Origin of the sequence: Tautonia plasticadhaerens, from assembly GCF_007752535.1 — a bacterium.
Taxonomy (GTDB): Bacteria; Planctomycetota; Planctomycetia; order Isosphaerales; family Isosphaeraceae; genus Tautonia; species Tautonia plasticadhaerens.
Map to the genome: position 1 here is coordinate 6,607,147 of NZ_CP036426.1, position 20,137 is coordinate 6,627,283.

At 69.3% G+C, this 20,137-nt stretch carries 11 protein-coding genes, 1 tRNA gene and 1 pseudogene; 6 read left to right on the forward strand and 7 right to left on the reverse strand.

What is annotated here, in order from left to right; translation table 11 throughout:
* Positions 1–5: 5 nt before the first annotated feature.
* Both ElP_RS26330 and ElP_RS26335 read left to right on the forward strand, forming a co-directional pair.
* Positions 6–2,069: a caspase family protein gene (locus ElP_RS26330; RefSeq protein WP_197446385.1), complete on the forward strand. Its 2,064-nt coding sequence runs from the start codon at positions 6–8 to the stop codon at positions 2,067–2,069.
* A 514-nt stretch (positions 2,070–2,583) separates the two neighbouring features.
* Positions 2,584–7,467, forward strand: a complete 4,884-nt coding sequence (locus ElP_RS26335; RefSeq protein ID WP_145275299.1) for a caspase family protein — start codon at positions 2,584–2,586, stop codon at positions 7,465–7,467.
* Between the two features lie 402 nt (positions 7,468–7,869).
* Here the strand turns inward: ElP_RS26335 and ElP_RS26340 are convergent, their stop codons facing one another.
* The 7 genes and pseudogenes from ElP_RS26340 to ElP_RS26370 all read right to left on the reverse strand — a co-directional run bounded on the left by ElP_RS26340 (position 7,870) and on the right by ElP_RS26370 (position 15,413).
* Positions 7,870–8,169: a hypothetical protein gene (locus ElP_RS26340; protein WP_145275302.1), complete on the reverse strand. Its 300-nt coding sequence runs from the start codon at positions 8,167–8,169 to the stop codon at positions 7,870–7,872.
* Positions 8,170–8,212: 43 nt separating this feature from the next.
* Positions 8,213–9,337, reverse strand: coding sequence for an ISAs1 family transposase (locus ElP_RS26345; protein ID WP_145275305.1), 1,125 nt, complete (start codon positions 9,335–9,337; stop codon positions 8,213–8,215).
* Positions 9,338–9,879: 542 nt separating this feature from the next.
* Positions 9,880–10,095, reverse strand: a pseudogene (locus ElP_RS41645) (transposase); the annotation flags it as partial.
* A 65-nt stretch (positions 10,096–10,160) separates the two neighbouring features.
* Positions 10,161–12,278 carry a recombinase family protein gene (locus tag ElP_RS26355; protein WP_145267375.1) on the reverse strand — a complete coding sequence of 706 codons (2,118 nt, stop codon included), beginning with the start codon at positions 12,276–12,278 and terminating at the stop codon, positions 10,161–10,163.
* Positions 12,279–12,512: 234 nt separating this feature from the next.
* Positions 12,513–13,598: an IS4 family transposase gene (locus ElP_RS26360; protein WP_145275134.1), complete on the reverse strand. Its 1,086-nt coding sequence runs from the start codon at positions 13,596–13,598 to the stop codon at positions 12,513–12,515.
* Between the two features lie 1,375 nt (positions 13,599–14,973).
* On the reverse strand, positions 14,974–15,213 hold the full coding sequence (locus tag ElP_RS26365) for a helix-turn-helix transcriptional regulator (RefSeq protein ID WP_145275308.1): 240 nt from the start codon (positions 15,211–15,213) through the stop codon (positions 14,974–14,976).
* Complete coding sequence (locus ElP_RS26370) at positions 15,213–15,413, reverse strand: hypothetical protein (RefSeq protein WP_145275311.1); 201 nt, start codon at positions 15,411–15,413, stop codon at positions 15,213–15,215. The genes ElP_RS26365 and ElP_RS26370 overlap by 1 nt, the downstream gene beginning before the upstream one ends.
* Before the next feature lie 472 nt (positions 15,414–15,885).
* On the opposite strand from ElP_RS26370, the gene ElP_RS37435 reads away from it, so the two are divergent.
* From ElP_RS37435 to ElP_RS26385, 4 genes are all read left to right on the forward strand, one after another.
* A tRNA-Ala gene (locus ElP_RS37435) sits at positions 15,886–15,964 on the forward strand.
* 481 nt (positions 15,965–16,445) lie between these two features.
* Complete coding sequence (locus tag ElP_RS26375; protein WP_145275314.1) at positions 16,446–17,972, forward strand: MmgE/PrpD family protein; 1,527 nt, start codon at positions 16,446–16,448, stop codon at positions 17,970–17,972.
* Entirely contained in the window at positions 17,954–18,853 is a 900-nt protein-coding gene (gene prpB / locus ElP_RS26380) for a methylisocitrate lyase (RefSeq protein ID WP_145275317.1), read from the forward strand. Before ElP_RS26375 ends, prpB begins: the two co-directional genes overlap by 19 nt.
* Before the next feature lie 48 nt (positions 18,854–18,901).
* A complete protein-coding gene (locus ElP_RS26385) occupies positions 18,902–20,056 on the forward strand; it encodes a bifunctional 2-methylcitrate synthase/citrate synthase (RefSeq protein ID WP_145275319.1) in 1,155 nt (384 codons plus the stop codon).
* The last annotated feature ends 81 nt before the right edge of the window (positions 20,057–20,137 follow it).

Genomic DNA, 20,137 nt, shown 5'->3' on the forward strand with positions numbered 1-20,137 from the left:
CCACGATGACCGCGACGCCGGCCGGTGCGGACCGCCTCCGGGCCCTGATCGTAGGCTCGGGTTTCTATTTCCCGAACCAGCTCCCCGACGGATCCTCGTTCCGTAGCCTGCTTGGGGCGGCCGCGGACGCGGAGCGGGTCGCCGCCTTCGTGCGCGATCGGCTGGTCGTCCCGGCCGATCGCCTGGTCGTCCTGTCTGCCACCGCCACCGGCGTGCCGGACCAGGCCGCTCCGCCCGAGCCGAGCGAGCGGTGGCCGACCTACGAGAACCTCGTGGGCGCCTTCACCGCGCTCACCGCCGCGGTCGAGCTGGGCGATCCGGTGCTGATCTACTACTCGGGCCACGGGGGGCGGGCACGGACGGCGTACCCCGAGCTCAAAGAGGCCGACGGCATCGACGAATCGCTCGTCCCCTGCAACATCGGCGACCCCGCCGCACGATACCTGCGTGACGTCGAGCTGGCCTGCCTGCTGGCACGCCTGGTGGAGCGGGGCGCGGACCTGACGGTCATCCTGGATAGTTGCCATTCGGGCGGGGCGACCCGGTCCATGGCCCCCGGGGTCATGGTCCGCGGGCTGGCGAGGATCGACGAGGGCCCGCGGCCGACCGCCAGCCTGGTCGGCACCCGCGAACAGCTCGGGGCGACCTGGCGCCGGCTGGCGACCCCGGGCCGGCGGGCCATCGGCGTCGAGACCGGCGGTTGGCTCCCCGACGCCGCCGCCCCGATCCTGCTGGCCGCCTGCCGCGAGGTCGAGGAGGCCAAGGAGACCGCCTTCGACGGCTACGGCCACGGTGGCGTCCTGACCTTCTGGCTCCTGGACACGCTGCGGCGGCTCGACCCGGGGCTGACCTACGGGCGCCTGCGCGACCGCCTCGTCGCCAAGGTCCACACCCAGTTCGAGAACCAGACGCCGGTGCTCGTCGGCGAGGCCGATCGGCCCGTCTTCGGGGGGTTGCCTTCCCTCGAGGAACCAGCGATCCTGGTCCTCAAGTCCGACCTGGCCAACCGTCGCTTGCTCGTCGAGGCCGGCCAGGCCCAGGAGCTGACCCGAGGGACCCAGCTGGCGATCTACCCCCCGGGCGCCCCGTCGATCCGGGATCCTGAAGGCCGACTCGGCCTCGCCGAGCTGGCCGAGCCCGGCGCCTCCGAATCGTGGGCCAGTCTGACGGAGACCTTCGGCGACCGGCCGATCGAGGACGGCGCCTTGGCCGTGGTGATCGCCCCAGGCCCCCGGGCGCTGAGGCGGAAGGTGCGGCTGGTCGGCGAGGGACCCTGGTTGGCCCAGGTCGCGACGGCCCTCCACGCCGGCGGGCGTGGGTTCGTCGAGCGGGCCGCCGAGGCCGAGCCGGCCGAGTTCCAGGTCACCGGTGCGGGCGGTCGCTTCACGATCCTCGCCAGCGACGGGACGCCGGTGCCCAACCAGGGGCCGCCGCTCCCGACCGGGACGGCCGAGGCCGCCGAGTTGGTTGCGCGGCTGGTCCACCTCGCCCGCTTCCGTGTCGTCTACCAGATCGACAACCCCGACCTGCGGTCCCCCCTGGCGAACAAGGTCGTCGCCACGGTCGAGCCGGACGGGTCGACACCCGGGGCCCCGCCATCCTCCTCGCCCGTACCGCTACGGGTGGGCGACCGGTTCCACCTGACGATCCGCAACCAATCGACGAGGACCCTTAGCCTCGCGGTGCTGAACCTCCAGCCGAACTGGCGGGTCGTGAAGCTGTTGCCGCGCGACGAGGACGCCTTCGCGATCGAATCCGGCCGATCACGCTCCTGGACCCTGGTCGCCTCATCCCTACCCGAGGGCTGCCATGAGGCCATCGACTTCTTGAAGGTCTTCGCCACGCTCCGGCCGACGCGGTTTCGCTGGCTCGAACTCCCGCCCCTCGGGTCTCCCGATCGGCCGGGCAGCCGGAATATCCCTCACAACCCCCTGGAAGAACTCTTCGCGGCGCTCGGGGCCGATCAGCTCGCGACGAGGGCCTTGCTCCCTTCCCTCTCGCCCGGGCGCGATTGGACGACGGCCACCGTCGAATTGCGTCTCCGCCGGGACGCCGGAGGGACGGCCTGAATGCGGGTGCGGGGGTCCGTCGGTCGGTGGATCGCTAACGATCTCGGTTCAAATGCAGTCGTTGGATTATGCTCAAAAATGATATAAGGACTGCGAACCCGCCTCAAGCCGGGGTGGGTGTCCATGAGCCGGATCGGGCCGCAACACATCACCTCGTTTCCGGGCGGCGGGGCCTTCGGACTCGCCAGCCGTCGCGGAGTGTGATTGACAGCCCGATGCGATCGTCGCGATCGACGACCTCCGGCAGAACTCTTGCCGTCCCATCTCCGGTCGGAGAAAATGGGGATGGAGATAGGTGGAGTTATCCACGAGAACCGATGGCTCTGCCCCGGCGGATACACCTTCCCCTCCCGCCCCGGCGATCATCCGTCGTTCACCCCTCGAATGAGGGCCGGGGCCTGGCCGTCGGCCAACTCCTCACGTCACGCGCCGGTCGTCGTAGTCGATTCGACCTGCGGGACAAAGGCCTGGCACGCCGCATCGCCACGCGGTTCCAATCCGTGGAGCAGCCGACATGCTAGGGTTCCGGCGGAGCCATGCCGTCGTCGTCGGGATCGATGAGTACCAGAGCGGCATCCCCCCGCTCCGCACGGCGGTCAACGACGCCCGGAAGGTCGCCGAGGTCCTCGAAACGCAGTTCGGATATACCGTCCAGCTGCTCAACGACGACGCCACGCTGGGGCGCCTCCGAACTCTCTTCGAAGAGGCCTTGCCGCTTGAGGTCGAGGCCGACGACCGGCTGCTGGTCTACTTCGCCGGCCACGGCATCGCGTGGGACGGCGACGACGGCCCGGCCGGCTACCTAGTCCCCCAGGACGCCCGGCGCGAGGACCGGAGCAGCTTCCTGCCGATGACCGAGCTGAACGCCTGGCTGGAGCGTCTGCCCTGCCGCCACCTGCTCCTGGTATTGGACTGCTGCTTCGCCGGGGCGTTCCGCTGGTCCAGCACTCGCGACCTGGGAGCACCGCCCGAGGTAATCCACCGCGAGCGGTTCGACCGCTACATCTGCGACCCGGCCTGGCAGGTCCTCACCTCGGCCGCCTACGACCAGAAGGCGCTCGACATCCTCTCCGGGGAGACGATCGGCGTGCGCGGCGGCGACCCCGACCAGGTAGGGCACTCACCGTTCGCCGCGGCCTTCCTGCGCGGCTTGGAGGGCGAGGCCGATGTCGTCCGTCGCGTCGAAACGGGCCGGCCCGTCGGCGATGGGGTCATCACGGCGACCGAACTCTACCTCTACCTGCGCGACTGCGTCGAGGTGGGGGCGGAGGGCGACGGCCATCGCCAGACCCCGGGCCTCTGGCCACTGAAGCGGCACGACAAGGGCGAATTCATCCACCTCGTGCCCGGGCACGAACTGGACCTGCCCCCGGCGCCGGAGCTGGATGAGAAGAACAACCCGTACCGCGGCCTCCGGTCGTACGACGAGGTGCACGCTCCGCTGTTCTTCGGCCGGTCGCGCTTCGTGGAGGTCCTCGCCCGGCGTGTCGTCGCCCAGCCCATGACGGTGGTGCTGGGCGTCTCGGGCACGGGCAAGTCGAGCGTCGTCAAGGCCGGGCTGTTGCCGCACCTGCGGGCGACTCACCCGGGAGGCTGGTACATCCTCCACCCAATTCGTCCCGGCAAGTCCCCGCTCTCAGCCCTGGCCAGCCTGGAGATCCCCGGCCCGACTGATGCCGGGCTCGCGACACACCTCGCCGCGATCCGGACCGATCCCCGCGCCCTGGCGACGCAGGTCGGGGCCCTGGTCGAACGGGAGCCGGATCGCCGGCTGGTGCTGGTCGTCGACCAATTCGAGGAGTTGATCACCCTCTGCTGGGACGCCGGAGAACGCGAGCAGTTCCTCGCCCAGTTGGCCGGCGCGCTGGCGGCCCACCCCGATCGGCTACGGGTCGTGCTGACGCTCCGCTCCGATTATGAGCCCCAGTTCTCGGAGTCGCCCCTGAAGGAGTCGTGGATCGCCTCGCGGGTGGTGGTGCCGGCGATGACGCTCGATGAGTATCGCGAGGCGATCGAGGGCCCGGCGTCCCTCCGGGTGCTCTACTTCCGGGGCAAGACGAGTTCGCAGGGATTTGTCGACCGCCTGATCGGCGACGTGGCCAACACCCCCGGCGCGTTGCCCCTGCTCTCCTTCACCCTGAGCGAGCTCTATCTCCGGTATCTGGATCGTCGCGGCGACGACCGTTCGCTCACCGAGGACGACTACGAGGCCTTGGGCGGCGTCGGCGGCTCGCTCCGCAACCGCGCGGAGCAGGTCTATGACGACCTCCCCGACGACGCCCACCGCGCCTCGCTCCGGCGCGTCATGCTGCGCATGACATCGGTCGAAGGGGGCGAGATCGCGCGGCGGCGGGTGCCCGACGAGGAGCTCGAGTTCGACGTCCCGGCCGAGAACCGCCGCGTCGCCGAGGTGCTGCGCCGCCTGACCAAGGCCCGCCTCATCGTCGGTGGGACGGACGCTGACGGTCGGCCTTACCTGGAGCCGTCCCACGACGAGCTGATCCGCGGCTGGGACAAGCTCCTCCGGTGGACCCGCGACGAGATCCAGAGCCTCCAGCTCCGGCGCGGCCTGACCCTTGCGGCGGAGGCATGGGGCCGGCAGGCGGGCGGCCTGTGGCTTCGCGACCCGCGCCTCGCTGTGCTCCGCAGGGAGAAGAGGCGTTCGGCCAGTTGGCTGAACCGGGCTGAGACGCGGTTCGTCCGCCGCAGCCTGCTGGTCCGAAACGGCATCCTGGCCGGTGCGGCCGTGGCGATCCTGTTCGCGTTCTCCGCGGTCTCGATCGCGGCCCTGGTCGCGTCGCGGAGGCTGGAGCAGGCCCGGCAGGCCCTCGCGGCCGGATACCTGCGGGGGCTGGGGCACTCAACAGGGCCGGTCGAGGACGTGGAGTTGAAGGTCCTCCAGGACCTGGACCGCGAGACCGACGCGCGGGTCCGGTTCCTGTTCTTCCAGGGAGCTCTCGCCGCGCCAGGCCCGGCGAGCCAGCTCGCCAACCGGGCCGACCTCGCGGTTCACGCCGCGGTCCGGTTCGACGACCAGCTCCGGGCCGACGTACATGGGCTCGTCTGCGGCGTGCTCGAGGAGAAGAGCCGCCCAGGTTCCCGGGACGACCTGCCGGTGCGGCTCGCGTGCGTCGTCGTCGGGCGTCATCTCGGCTCCGCCCGGCTGACGGGCGGGGAGCGTTTCGCCGCCTCCGCCGCGGGTGCAGTGCTGGACGCGGCGGTCGCCGGGGCATGGGACCCGAAGCGGGCGGCCGAGGAGCTCGTGAGGCTCTCTCCCGACCTCGCCGCCCCTGCGGCACGCGACGCGGCGGCCCGAGTCGTCGGGGTGATGGACGGGTCGGAGGCCTACGTCCTCGCGACCTGGTGCCGGGCGCTGGCCGCGCTGACGGGGCGCCTGACGGAGGAAGAGGCCGACTCGCTCGCGGTGGACGCGGCCCGGAGGCTCGTCCGCGAAATCCCCGGTTCTGACTATCACCGGTTGCAATTCCTCCCCGAAGCCTTCGCCGCACTGGCCGAACGGCTGGGTCCGGAACCGTCCCGGCGCCTGGCCCGCCAGATCGTCGAGGCCGGGCGGCAAGGGCCCGGCCCCCCGACGGACCCTCACCAGAAACTCGGACTGCTCCGCTCGATCGCTGCCCTGGCGCCGCGGCTGGACGACGAGGCGGCCGGCCTGGCCGCCACGCTGGCCATCGCGCGGCTCCCGGCCGCCGACTCCTTCGAGTTGAGTTTCCTCGACGAACCGCTCGGGGCCCTGGCGCCCCGGCTGTCGTCGCGGTCGCTCGACCGACTCGCCGGGGCCACAGCCGAGGCCGCCAAGGCGATGGAACCCGGTTCGTCGTTCGACACCGACCGCTTCCGCCGCCTCTGCGGGCTCGTCGAGGCGTTGGGCCCGTGGCTCAGCCGTGGTGGGGCGGAACACGTCGCCGACGAGTTGCTCGCGACGCTGCCTCGCGTCGATCTGTCCACGATCCGCCACGCGTGCCTCGCGGTCGCGGCCATCGCCCCCCGACTGGATGCGAGGCGAGCCGAGGAAGCCTCGGAGACCGCCCTCCGGCGTACGGTCGCCCTCTACCAACCCAACTCGTACCCCCATGCTGACTTGACCCGTGTGGCCATGGCCCTGGGCCCTCATCTCGGGCCTTCCGGGCTCCGCTGCATCTCTGAGGCGATCGCCGAGTGGATCACCAGGTCCGGGCTCGACTCGCTCTCGGTGCTCGCGGAGACGATCGCCCCGCTCGAACCTCACCTTGAGGAGGCCTCCGCGGAGCTATTGGCGACGTCCATCGGGGCGCGATGCATGGAGCTGCTCGTTCAGACGAACGAATCCGAGTTCCGGTCGGTTCGCACCCTCTGGAACTCGCTGGCGCCGCGCCTACCTCCCCGATTGGCCGGTGAACTGGCGGAAGTCATCGGACATCGCCTCGCCGAACATCTCCCCACGGCCCCTTCCCACCAATGCGCGGACATGGTCAAGGCGTTCGTCGCGGTGAAGCCGCGCTTGGCCCCGCCGCTCCAGGCTCGCTTGATGGAGATGGCCGAGGCCAAGCTGCGGCGAGCGGCGGAGGAAGGCGGCGCATCCATGCTGAACCTCGAAGAGTTGGCGCATGCTCTGGCTTCGGATCTGCCTCCGACCACCGCGGCATCCGTGGCGCGACTCCTGATTGAACGACTGTCACGCCTCGGCGAACTTGGTTTCGCATCTGAGTGCGAAGCCCTAGCCGTTCTCGCTCCACACCTCGGCCATGATGAGTCAGCGTCGACCGCCCATCGACTGATGATCCTCGCCCTTCGGGCAAATCCCAAGCAGGTCGATCCTATCTATATCGCATACACGTCGCTAGTTAAGGGACTAAAGCCCGAACAGCTCGTGGAGATGCTAAAATCCATTGCTTGTTCCAGCCGCTTTCAGAAACCGATCCTGGCAGCCTTGGGCGCCAAGTTCCTCCGGACGCGACCGTTCGAAGATTCCTGGGCGCTGTCGCACTGGGCAAGATCGCACCCTCACGCCATGGGCCATCGGCGGTGGTTGGCCGAACAGCTCGGGGTGTCGGTGGGCGAGGCATTGTTCCCGCACCTGGCGTGGATGGCCTCGGGTATCGCCTTGTGGGTCGCCTACTGGATGCTCCTCATCTCCTGGCCGCGGTTGTGGGAAGTACTTCATCGGGGAGGATGGATACCGGCAGCGGTGCTCGGCGGTGGTACCGCAACGCTCTGGGGGTTGGTGGCCCCGGAACCGTGGCTGAGCCTGTCGGGACACAGCCTACCGGGCATCCTGGAAAAGTTTGTCTTGGTGGGACTGCTCATAGTCCTGGCTCTTGTTTGCGGGCTAGTCCAGGACAGGACCGGCTGGGCGCCTCAGGAAGATCCTTTGGGGAGCCTCGACGATAACGACCACTGACTCGCCCCGCGAGCGATACCTGTGCCGATATGCGCGTCGCTCGCGGCCCAGCCGCCGATGGGAGGGGGGATTCCGCCTCGTGGCAGGCCGTGTCCGTCGCCCCGTCGAAGGCCAGGCAGGCCGGCGCCGGCACCCCGCCCAGCCGCACCGCGGCCGTCAGGGTTACCACATTTCCAGTGGCCGTATGGCACTGGGCCGTCGACCCGCACCCCGCCGCTGGGGTCCGGCTGTGGGTGCGGTCCATCACCGTCGAGGCGCCCGGCTCGTCCAGGAAGACCAGCCGGGTCGATCGCGGCGAACTCCTCCCGCCAGGCGGCCCGCGCGGCGATCAGCTCGGGCCGGTCCTGCTCGGCCGTCCGCCGCGACTTTTTTCTAAGCACCTATGTGACTCGGCTTTGGCCGTCACGCCGCTGTGGCAAGGCTGTGGATCAAGGCGTCCACGACCTCGCGTGGGAATTGGACGAGGTCGGCCCGTTCCTCCGACCCTCGGCCAATTCGCGCCTGCCAGATCCGAGAACGCACCAGGCGTAGGCAGTCCGAGAAGGTCGGCTCCGGCTTGGCATACCACGCCGTCGACTCGACCGACAGCAGCCCGGCCTCATGACACCGCACCGCCGCCAGCATCACGAGCGAGCACAGTCCGAGCAGCACCGGCGTGGTCCGCGTGATCGTCAAGTCGGACCACTGCCGTTGGGTCTCCAACCCCAGGTGCGCACGCGCTTCCTCGAAGGCAGGGCCAACGCATCTAATTTGCCGGGAAACCCCGTAGGACTCGCATGAGATAGCTCTCGTCGAGTGCGGCGCTCAGGCGCTTCGCCTTGATGCTTCCCCGATCGGGGTCTTGTTGCAACAGCGAGGCGGCGACTCGCCGGACCAGCCCGAGGTTCGCCCCGGCGTGGCCCGCCGCCGTCCGGTTGGAGTCCTCGCCGAAGGCCACATCAAGCATCCAGTGCAACTCATCCTCCACCGCCCAGTGCCGCCGGACCAGCCGCCCGAGTTCCGCCGCCGTCCCCCGCAGGCTGGTGATGTAGAAGTGGGCCGTGCTGGTATCGAACCCCTTCAATGACCGCTCCCGCCCGACCAGCACCACCGCCGCCACATCCGGCCACCCCGGCGGCAACCCGGCAGGGTCGTAGACTACGACGGTGTCAGGCCCCTCGTGCCGCCCGTGCCCGTCCTCGGCCTGCTCGTGGCCGTCGCAACGCACCCCGGCGAAGTCCGCCTCGCAAGCCCGCCGGAACACCGCCCGGACCGCCTCGTGCAGCGTCGGCTGATTCCCCTTCACGGCCAGCAGGTAATCCCCGCCGCCGTCCCGCACCTGCCCGGCGATCTCCTTCTGGCACCCGGCGGCGTCGATCGTCACCAGCGCCCCCTTCAGGGCCAGCACCTTCAGGAGTTCGGGGATGGCGGCGATCTCGTGCGACCCGTCGGCCACCGGCTCCTGCCCCAGGACCAGGCGGTTCTCGGTCGCCCAGGCGCTGACCAGGTGCAGGCACCCGCTGAAGGTCTCGCCGGGGGCGGCCCGCACCGCCTTGCCGTCGATGGCGACGTGCCGCAGCCCGGTGACCTCGCACACCGCCTCCATCCACCGGGCGACGGCCCCGGCGAACCTCTTCGGGTCGAACCGTGCGAAGACCCGATAGAAGGTATCGTGCGAGGGGATGCCGTTGGGCAGGGCCAGGAACGTCTTCAGCCAGGCGTGCTTGGCCCGCCCGAACCGCTCGACCTCCTCACACGAGTCGGCCCCGGCGATGGTGGCGCACAGGGCGATGACGAGGATGTCGCCGAGGGCGTGCTTCTTGGTGCGATCGACCCGAGGGTCCGGCAGATCGACGAAATACCGGGTGAGGGCCAGGTCATGCTGCGGCATGGCGGGGTCTGCGTGGACCCGCCGGTATACACCGAAGTCATGTGCCGATCACCAGTTCGAGATGCGTAGGCCCTGCTACTGGCCCTGTCCTGAGTCGGACGCCCGGCCGGTGAGCCGAGGACCAGAGTGCGGTCCCAGGTAGGCATATGGGGAGGCATATGCGCCGCAGCTTGGCGGGCTTGGAAAACGCGAAAACACCGTGTATTCCGGCATTCGAGCTGTTTCGTGGGCCGGTCTCGAAAACCGGTACCTCTCTTACGCGCGTCGGTGTGGTCGGCGTGTGGTCGGCCGAGGTCCGAGACTGCTTCGGTGTGGTCGACGAATGGCACTTAGATTTTGCTAGATCGTTTGAGCATCTGGAGTTTGATCTCCCGCCGCGGCCTCGTCAGGCGGTCATACCTCTTGGGCCCCTGCTTGGCCATCCGGGGCTCGAACCGGTCGGGACGGTCGGCGACCTTATGGGCCGCGATGGCCCGGAGCATCTGCTCATAGAGCGCCGCCAGGTGCCCCGTGCCGCGGTCGACCTGGGCGGCGATCACCGGCCGGAACGCCTCCAGCACCTGGAGCGTCGCCTCGAAGCTGATCGTCCGCGGCGGTACCCCCTCGCGGGCCGCCGCCTGCGCCATCACCGTCCGGATCAGGTTGTACGCCAGGGCGTGCGTCCAGATCTCCTTGCGCACCAGCTCCGGCGTCTTGCACCGCAGCCGGTCCATCTGCAGCGTGACCTTGATCGACCTCAGATCGAGCTCGATGTTCCAGCCATAATGCCCTCCAAGAGCGCGATGGGGCGGCCCGGCTCGCCCTGAGCCGGGCCGCCCTCACTCTACCGTCCCGGGCGCGGCCTCGGTCTGGTCAGTTCGGCAAGCCGCCCCTTGTTCGCCCACGTCCGCGGCAGCCGGCGGAGCTCGCGCAGCCGCCGCAGCTCGGACCCGTCGGCCCAGATCACGTGGTGGCCCTGGGCGTCGCGATGCGCCGTCAACCACCCGACCCGCACCCATCGCCGCACCGTGTCTCGCGACACCCCCAGCCGACGCGCCAGCGACGACGGCCGGTATTCGTCGCGGCCGAGGCCGGCCGGGCTGCCGAAGGGCGTGCGGGCCAGCCCCAGGTGCCAGAGCAGCCGTTGCACCATCCCCCGCGTGAACCGCTCGGCCCGCTTCGGGGGACGGAACCCCTCGACGTTGAGCCGCTCGGCCATCGCCGCCGGGCTGAGCCGCTCGGCGCGCCATCCCCGCAGTCGCTCGACCAGTCGGGGGTAGTCGGCCAGGAGGTCGTACCGCTTCACCGGCCGGGACATGGCGTGCGACTCGGTCATGCCGCCGGACCAGTGGAGCGTCACATCGACCCGCTCGCTCGCCTTGTCCACGGTGACGGACACGTGGTCAATCAGGAGTCGGGCGATCCGCTGCCGCTCGGCGGGCGTCGTCGTCGTCGCCTGCCACACCGCCGGCAAGTCGCCGGCCAGCGACCGGATCGTCCGCTCGTCGTCCGGTGAGAGCCGACCGGGGGCCGACCCCCGCCACCGCTCGTGCTCGTCCTCGAGGCGCCGCTGCGCCCTCAACGCCTCCTCCCAGCGCCGCTCCAACTCGCGGCCGACCAGGCGATTCTCCGGCTCGCAGGCCTGGTACTGCCGGGCCGCGCGGTCGGCCTCGCAGCCGGCGCGTTCGAGGCGGAGCCGCCAGTGCCGGGCCAGCTCGGACCGCTCGCGCTCGACCTCGGCCACCGCCGCCAAGCTCGCCTCCAGCGCCGCCGGCTCCACCGCCGCCAGGACCCGGCCGGCGACCAGCCCGTCGAGCGCCGGCCCGGAGAGGCTCTGGCAGATCGGCTCGGCGTGGTCGGCCGCCCCGCGGGCACAGGTGTAGCTGTACCGGCCCGTCGCCCCCGAGTACCGCACGAGCATCCGCCGGCCGCACCGCCCGCACCGCAGGAGTCCGGCCAGCAGCGAGGCCCCCTGCCGCGGCGCGCCGGGGCGGTCCCGGCGGGCCCGGTTGGCCTCCAGCCGCTCCTGGTTGTCACAGAACCGCTCCCAGGTGATGTAGGCCGGCAGCCGGTCGCGGATCAGCACCAGGCACTCCTCCGGGCGGCGGACCAGCTTGCCGGTGTCGGGCCGCCCGGGCCGCTTGCGCCGCGGGTCGACCTCCCGGTGGCCGAACCGGTAGGCACCGGCGTAGGCCGGGTGGTGCAGGACGTTCGACAGCGTCGGGCGGTTCGGCCGCCGCCACTCCAACCCGCCGCGGTTGGGGCCGTGGCGGGGTCGGATCGGGATGCGGACCCCGTGGTGGACCAGGTAGCGGAGCAGGCCGTGCAGGGTACCCTCGCGGTCGAACCGGTCGAAGATCAGCCGCACGGTCGCCTGGACCTGCTCGTCGGGGTCGATCGCCCACTCGCCCGAGGCGAGGCGTACGTAGCCCAGCGGCGGGGAGCCCATCGGCTCGCCCCGGCGGGCCTTGTTGAGCCGGCCCTGGCACATCCGCTCCTTGATGACATGAAGTTCTGCCTCGTTCAACATGCCGTGCAGGCCCAGCAGGAGCCTGTCGTTGTGGTCGGCCGGGTCGTAGACGGCGTCGGCGTCGGCCAGGAGCACGCGGAAGCGGGCGCAGAGCTCGAGCAGCTGGTGCCAGTCGCGGTTGGACCGGGCCAGCCGGCTCATCTCCAGGCCGAGGATCAGCCCGACGTTGTCGAGCGCCACCTCGGCCAGCAGCCGCTGGAACCCGGGCCGGCCCTCGATCGACTGGCCGCTCTTGCCCAGGTCGTCGTCGATCGTGGTGACGCGGTCCCGTGGCCACCCGAGGGCGACGGCGCGGTCGGCCAGGGCGTACTGCCGGTCGGTGGACTCGCGGTGGTCGAGCACCTGCTGGGGTGTGGATTGGCGGACGTAGACGAAGGCCGCCCGGTCGAGATGCCAGGGCCGGAGCTTGGGCGAGCGGGTTGCGTCACTCATGGCCGGCCTCCTCGCTTCGGGTGGCCGCCAGGAGCCTGGCGAGGAGTTGGCCGAGCAGGTCGCGGAGCTGTCGCTGCCGGTCGGCCGGCAGGCGGGCCCAGATCGTCGGTGCGACCGTCGGCGGTGGGCAGGGCGCCGTCGTCAGGCGCGGGGGGGAGCGTTGTGACGGGGGGCGACGGACATGCGATGTCTCCCGATGCCGAGGTCAGGTGATGTCGGCACCACGCCGCCAGCTCAAGCAGCGCGGCGGCGCTGATCGTAACCGCCGCCGGGGGTGCTGCACCACCGGTCGCTTGAGGTGCAGTCTGCTTGGCACGTCTCGTTGTTCCATCGCGCCCGATAGAGCGAGGCCAGCTCCTCCTTGCTCGCCTGGTCGGGGTCCAGGATCGTCGTCACGACCACGATCGACCGCGTCCGGAACCCCGGCTGCTCCACCCGGACGCGGACCTCGCGGACGGTGAACGACTCGGGCAAGGCGTTGTAGGTCTCGCGGTCCACCGACCGGATCGATGACGGCTTCCTCCAGACGACCAGGTGGTCATCCTTGCCCAGGCGCTTGCCCTTGCGGAAGTCGGCCCGGCGGTGCGCCGAGAGGCGGCTGACGGTGTCGACCCCGCGCTGCTTCAGCAGGTGCATGCCCACCCAGCCCGACATCAGGCGATCTCCCAGCAACACGTCGCCGGGGCGAAGGACGTCCCAGAGCCGCCGCAGGAGGCTGACCTCGCCCTGGCCCTTGCCGGCGTAGCGGCAGATCCCCAGGTCGAGGATCGCGCCGCACGAGAGCGAGATGATCGCGCCGATGCGCGCGGGGGCGAAGTTCGTCCCGGGGACCTGGTTGTAGGTCAGCGGATACTCGCGCCGGTTCTCCTCGGTGTCGGGCATCGAGACCGTCGAGCCGTCGAAGAGGCAGACGCGGCGCCCCTTCCACAGCCACTGACGATCGACCTGCGCGTCGAGGTTGCGCCCGACGAGGCGGGCCACGGCGGCGAAGAACCGCTCGGGCAGGCGGCCCCTCGCCTGGCAGTAGGCGCCGGTCTCCGAGCTGCACGGCTCGAGCCCCTGCGAGGCGCGATGGGCGATCAGCCGGGCCACGGCGGCGCGGCAGGATCGGTCGGCGTTGAGGACCTGGGCGAGGAAGACCCCGAGGGTGACCAGGGGCGTGAAGATGCGGTCCTTCCAGCGAGAGGGGACCTCGCGGAGCGCCCCTTCGAGTCCCGCCGTCGAGAGGACGTCGGCGAAGGGGAGGCCGTCCTGCTGGAGGAACTGCTGGCGAAGGGAGTCAACCTGTTGGCGAAGGCGTCCATCGGCGCGGCCATGCATCGCTCGGGCTCCTGGCGGGCGACGTGGGTTGCGTCTCCATCAGAGCCGGAACGCCGACATCTTCCTATCCCGCTCTCGCGCGGCCGTTTGCGGAAATCTAAGTGCCATTCGTGTGGTCGACCGAACGAAGCCGGTCTTGGTCATGTTGGCGGCTGCGTCTTTCAGGGAAGACCACGCAGCAATTGCATCAACACGCCGTCCGATGCAACGCACCGAACGGACCCGCCAAACAGCTCCCCTTTTGTCCACGACGAGCTGCGTATGCTCGCTGCCCAGCAGCTGACGCTCAAGAGGCCGCGACAGACTCTCTTGGCCAACGCTTGGGCAGCGAGGTGTACCTCCGGCTGGTCGGGGAGCCGACAACGGTCGGCTGGAAGGGACGTGGCTACCCCATCTCCGCGTCGGCCGAGGCAAATCACGAGATCACGATCACCTGGCGTAAGACAGGGCTCGACTCAAGCGAGGTGGCAATCCCCCCCCCGCGTCGACCTCGGGGGGGGGGCACCGAACCGGCCCGGGCCCCCTCCACGACTGCCAACTGGCTCGACTTAAACCTGGCGCTGCAACGGCTGGCGGTCGCCCTCCCCTCTGCATCGGGCCAGGGAAGCCGCGGTTCATCGAGGGAGAAGCGGCGGCCGCGCCAGCAATCATCCGACAAATCGTCGATTGATTCGTGCGGGCCTGACCGCTCGACGCCCTCGAGCCCGCCTGGACCGCGACGGGGAAGAAGCGGATCTTCCGGCGGCCCTCGGCCTCAGCCTGGAGTCCCGACGGCGGCAGATGGATCGAAGCGGTGCCAACCGATCCAGGAGCCCGCTCGACTCCACCTCTGGACGCCTCGAGAAGAGGACGAACCGCCGCTCGATGGCCTTTCTGGCAGATTCGCGACGCAGCCCCCTCACACAGCCCGCGAGTTGCTCCTGGAGCCCGACACCCGACAACCAGCGGGCTTGCTGCATAAGCTGATGACAGGATCGCATTTGCGTCGAGTCCTGTTGTCGGGCATCGATCTCCGTCACCCGACAACCTCGAGAGGGCAACGTCGAGATGGCGGCGGGGAGGGCCTCCGGCCCTCTTCGATCCGTGGGGAGGATGTCGGGTTTGCCGAGGACTTGCCCGACATCCTGTTCTGTCACAAACAACTGACACGGAATGCTTTACGAAAAGGCGGCCGAGTTGTCGGGTGTCGGGTCCGCTTCAGGGAGATGGGGGGCGAGATCCTGGCTCTGCACGCGCGGCTACCTGTCCGACCCACCGAGTCCGAGGAGGACGGTCACACGGCGTCTGCGAGGAACCGGCTGGCGTCGGTCGATTGAACTTCACGATCGAGGAGGGAAGCGACCGCATCCCTCCCGATCGACTCGACCGGCCGTGCTCAGCGTCGCACCCTGGAGACCGGCCGGCATCCCTCGCGGATGTGCCGCTCGAGTTCCTCGAGGCTCCAGAGGCGGCGACCGCCGATCTTGAAGCCCCACGGGACGCGGCCGGCGTCGGCCCACCGGAGGAAGGTTCGCCACGAGACCGAGTAGAGCCTCGCGGCGTCCTTCAGGCCGATAAGCCGCCGGGGCGATGCTCCGTCGGACGCCACCGGCTCGGGCGTGGGCAGGGCGTTCATTACCCACCTCCGTCCCGCCTGGCGTCGATGTCCCTGAGCGCGGCGGCGATTCGCTCGAGGTGCTCCTCCTCGAAGACGCGGGCCTTGCCGGCGACGGCGGCCGGCTCGATGCCCCTGGTCCTGATGATGTACGTGACGCGATGAAGCGGCTCATCGAGCCGCCGGGCGATCATCCCCGTGGTCAACTGGATGGCGGGCACGGTGCTGTCCTGTCGGATGCCGGCCGCTGGGAATCCCGTTCACACGATGGTCGACATACGATAGCGGCCTCAACTATTGGGCTGTTCAAATCGGCGCGATAGAGGCGGAGCGGATGATGAAAGATTCGAGAAGGCGATGGCCGCGCCAAAGGGTGCGAGTTCACTCGAACGACGAACGTGGAGGCCCTCGTCGCTGCCCCGATCTTGCAACAAGCAGAGATGATGGGTGGATTCTTCGGGGAGGTTCGGTCGTGGATGTGCGCGTCGAGTGAGCGGGTGGCCACCGCCTCCGATCACTCCTGCGATCGAGCAGAGTCCTCGACCTCCGACAGCTTGACGAGTAGCGTGAGGAGGCGACGACGCTGATCCGATGTCAGGTGGGCTACGAGATCGACGAGCGGATCGGAAGTAATCCCTGGAGCACTGCCGGTGCAAGCCCCAGTGCAAGCGACAGGATGATGGTTTACAACTTGTAATTTTGTAATAGGTTGTGACAGGGAGCTTTCTGCTTTGCACGCAGGAGGTTGCCGGTTCGATCCCGGTCGTCTCCATTCACGCAACTCTCGCTGAATTCTTGAGATCGTGCTTCTCTTCCTTCCACCTTTGCCGGCCGACCGGCCTCGTCGATGAACCCGCTGCGGGGAGCACGACGTCCGCGGCCGCCTCGGATCGCCCGAATTCCATGGGCGATGCATGACCGACTCGTCTATCGCCGGACGCCGAGCCGAGAGCGTTGAGACGAGACCAGTCGCCTCCCGAGGGCGACGCAGAGCCTATCGAATCCTCGTCCTGCGCACCCTGGACGAGGCGGGCCGAAACCTCGACGGGGCCGATCTCGACCGGTCTCCGTCGGTCGATATCATGCTCACCGTCGAGAACCGATCGGCGCGACGTGCCGGGGGTGGCACGTTCGGTCGGTCGCCCCCTCCTAGTCCACGCGCCTTGTCCTGTCCTAAGATGGTCGATCGGCGCCCCGGGCGGGCGCCCTGGCGATGGCTACCCTGATCCGCGGCGAGTCGACGGTCAACGAAGATGACAGTAACCCGAGTTCGCGCCTATCCCTCGTCCCGGACACCCTCCCGGGAGGAACAGCTCGCCTGGAAGCTCGCGAAGGTCGCGGCGGGCGGCCCGAGGGCGGACGCGGATGTCGAGGAGATGGCGGTCAACCGCCTCATCGATAACGCCGGTGTGGCGTGTGCCGCCCTCGATCGGGATGCCGTTGCATCTGCCAGGCGACAGGCGATGAGCCATCCGAGGCCTGGCGGTGCGAACGTCCTCGGGCTCCCGAGGTCGGAGACGGTGCATGCCGAGTGGGCGGCCTGGGCGAACGGGACTGCCGTGCGCGAGTTGGACATGCACGACACGTTCCTCGCCGCGGATTATGCGCACCCCGCGGACTCGATCCCCCCGCTGCTTGCCGTCGCCCAGCAATGCGGGCGATCCGGGGCCGACCTGCTGAAGGGGATCGTGGCGAGTTATGAGGTCCACGTCGCGCTGGTCAAGTCGATCTGCCTCCACAAGCACAAGGTCGACCACATCGCCCATCTCGGCCCCGCCCAGGCGGCGGGCCTTGGGGCGATGCTGGGCCTGGAGGTCGAGGAGATCTATCAGGCGATCCAGCAGGCGGTCCACGTCTGCATCACCTCCAGGCAGTCGCGCAAGGGGGAGATCTCCTCGTGGAAGGCCTATGCGCCGGCCCATTCCGGCAAGCTCGCCGTCGAGGCGGTCGACCGGGCGATGCGGGGGGAGACGAGCCCCTCGCCGATCTACGAGGGCGAAGACAGCGTGATCGCCCGGTTCCTGGACGGACCCGAGGCCGAATATCTCGTGATGCTGCCGGAGGACGACGAGCCGAGGAGGGCGATCCTCGAGACCTACACGAAGGAGCACTCGGCCGAGTATCAGGCCCAGGCGTTGATCGACCTGGCGTTCGACCTCCGCGGGAAGATCCCGGACCGCGAGTCGATCGAGTCGATCCGGATCTTCACCAGCCACCATACGCATCACGTGATCGGGACCGGTTCGGGCGACCCCCAGAAGTTCGACCCGTCGGCGTCACGCGAGACGCTCGATCATAGCGTGATGTACATCTTCGCCGTCGCCCTGGAGGACGGCGCATGGCACCACGTCAGGAGCTATGCCCCGGAGCGGGCCTCCCGGCCGGAGACGGTCCGACTCTGGCGGAAAATCGAGACGGTCGAGGATCCCGAATGGACCTCCCGTTACCACGACCCCGACCCGGCCCGGAAGGCCTTCGGTGCCCGGGTCGAGATCCGGATGGGCCGGGGGGAGACGATCATCGGGGAACTATGCGTCGCGCACGCCCACGCCCGAGGCCGTCGTCCATTCGCCCGGCCCGGCTATATCGACAAATATCGGGGCCTCGTCGACGGGATCGTCGAGCCCTCGGAAGCGGACCGATTCCTCGATGCCTGCGTCCGGCTCCCGGACCTGATGCCGGGAGAGCTGGACCGGCTGACGATCGAGGTGCCGGTCGACCGACTCGGCCCCCCCGGACCGCATCCCGAGGGCATCTTCTCATGCTCCACTCACGCCTGAATCCGCAGCAGAAGCGGCGATCGCTGCGGGAGGGACTAAGCCGGGGGGGGTTGCTCCGGTTCCCCGGGGCGTTCTCGCCGCTGGTGGCCCTGATGATCGAGCGGATCGGCTTCGAGGGGGTCTATCTCTCGGGTGCCGTGATCTCGGCGGACCTCGGGCTGCCGGACATCGGCCTGACGACCCTGGGCGAGGTCTCCGGCCGGAGTCATGCGATCGCCCGGACGACCAACCTGCCCGCCATCGTCGACATCGACACCGGATTCGGCGAGCCCCTCAACGCCGCCAGGGCGGTCCAGGTGCTCGAAGACCTCGGCCTCTGCGGCTGCCATCTGGAAGATCAGAGGAACCCGAAACGCTGCGGTCACCTCGACCACAAGCAACTCGTCCCGGCCGAGGAGATGGAGCGGAAAATCCGGGCGGCCGTTTCCTCCCGCCGCGATCCCGACTTCCTCCTGATCGCCCGGACCGATGCGAGGGCGTCGGAAGGGATCGGTGGTGTGGTCGAGCGTTGCAAGCGCTACGTCGATGCCGGGGCCGATGCCCTCTTCCCCGAGGCACTGGCTGATCGGTCCGAATTCGAGCGCGTCCGATCGTCCTTCGACGTGCCCCTGATCGCCAACATGACCGAGTTCGGGAAGTCGGAGCTGATGACGGCCGGGACGCTCCGGGAGCTGGGCTACAACATCGTCCTCTATCCCGTGACCTCGCTCCGGCTGGCGATGTTCGCCGTGGAGGCCGGCCTCCGGCGTGTGGCCGAGGAGGGGACTCAGGCGGACCTGCTCGCCGAGATGCAGACGAGGTCCGACCTGTACGAGCTGCTCGACTACGGTTCATACTCCGAATTCGACCGCGACATCTTCAACTTCGATCCTCCGGGATGAACGACCTCCGGGCCGTCTCACCGGCGGGTATGGGACGAGGGCCGATCGATGGGCGACGAGACATTCCGGGCGAAGCGGGGCCTCGAGGGCGTCATCTTCGACGAGACGTCGATTTCCGAGGTCCTGGTCGAGCAGCGGAAGCTCCTCTACCGGGGATATGCCGTCCCTGACCTCGCCGAGCATTGCTCCTTCGATGAGGTCGCCTTCTTGCTGTTGCATGGCGATCTACCGAACACGGACGAACGGTCGGGCTTCTGCGACCGGGAGCGGAAGAACAGGGCACTCGACGAGGGTACGCTGGGGATCCTCCGCGACGCCCCCGACGGGCATCGACCGATGGACGCCCTGCGGACGGCGGTCAGCCATCTTGGGATGACGGCGGAGTTCCGGGGCCCCGAGGACGCCGAGGGGCTCCTCCGAAAGTCGGAGCTGCTGCTGGCGAAGCTCCCGACCGTGGTGGCGGCCGATCGCCGCCTCCGCCTCGGCCAGGAGCCGATCGCCCCGAATCCGGACCTGCCGATGGCGGAGAATTTCTTCTCCATGACATTCGGAGCCGCCCCCGGGCCGGAGTTGGTGAAGGCGTTCGACGCCTCGCTCACGCTCTATGCCGAGCACGGCTTCAACGCCTCCACCTTCTCGGCGAGGGTCGTCGCTTCGTCGCTCTCGGACCTCTGCTCGGCGATCACGGCCGCGATCGGCTCGCTCAAAGGCCCCCTGCATGGGGGAGCGAACGAGGCGGTGATGGAGATGATCGGGGAGATCGGGTCGCCCGATCGGGCCCGGGAGTGGGTCCTCGGGGCCCTGGCCGAACGCCGCAAGATCATGGGCTTCGGCCACCGGGTCTACCGACTCGGTGATTCCCGGGTGCCGACGATGCGACTCTATCGGGACCGGGTCGCCGAGGCGATCGGGGATGATCGATGGATCAAGATCTCCGACGTCGTCGAGCGTACCGTGGCCGAACGGAAGGGCATCCCGCCGAACCTCGACTTCCCGGCGGGTCCGACCTATGCACTCTTGGGCTTCGATCCCGGCATGTTCACGCCGATCTTCGCCATGGCCAGGCTGCCCGGCTGGTGCGCCCACGTCATCGAGCAACTGGCCTCGAATCGGATCGTCCGTCCCCTGGGAGCCTACGTCGGCCCTCCGGAGCGGCCGGTCCTCCCGATCGAGGCGCGATCGGGTCGATCGACGAGGCCGTGAGGCGCAAGTCGCCGGGCGGATCCCGGTCTGGACGGGCGACTTCCCTCAGGCCATGATCGAAGCACCCTCTCCCCCCGCCCC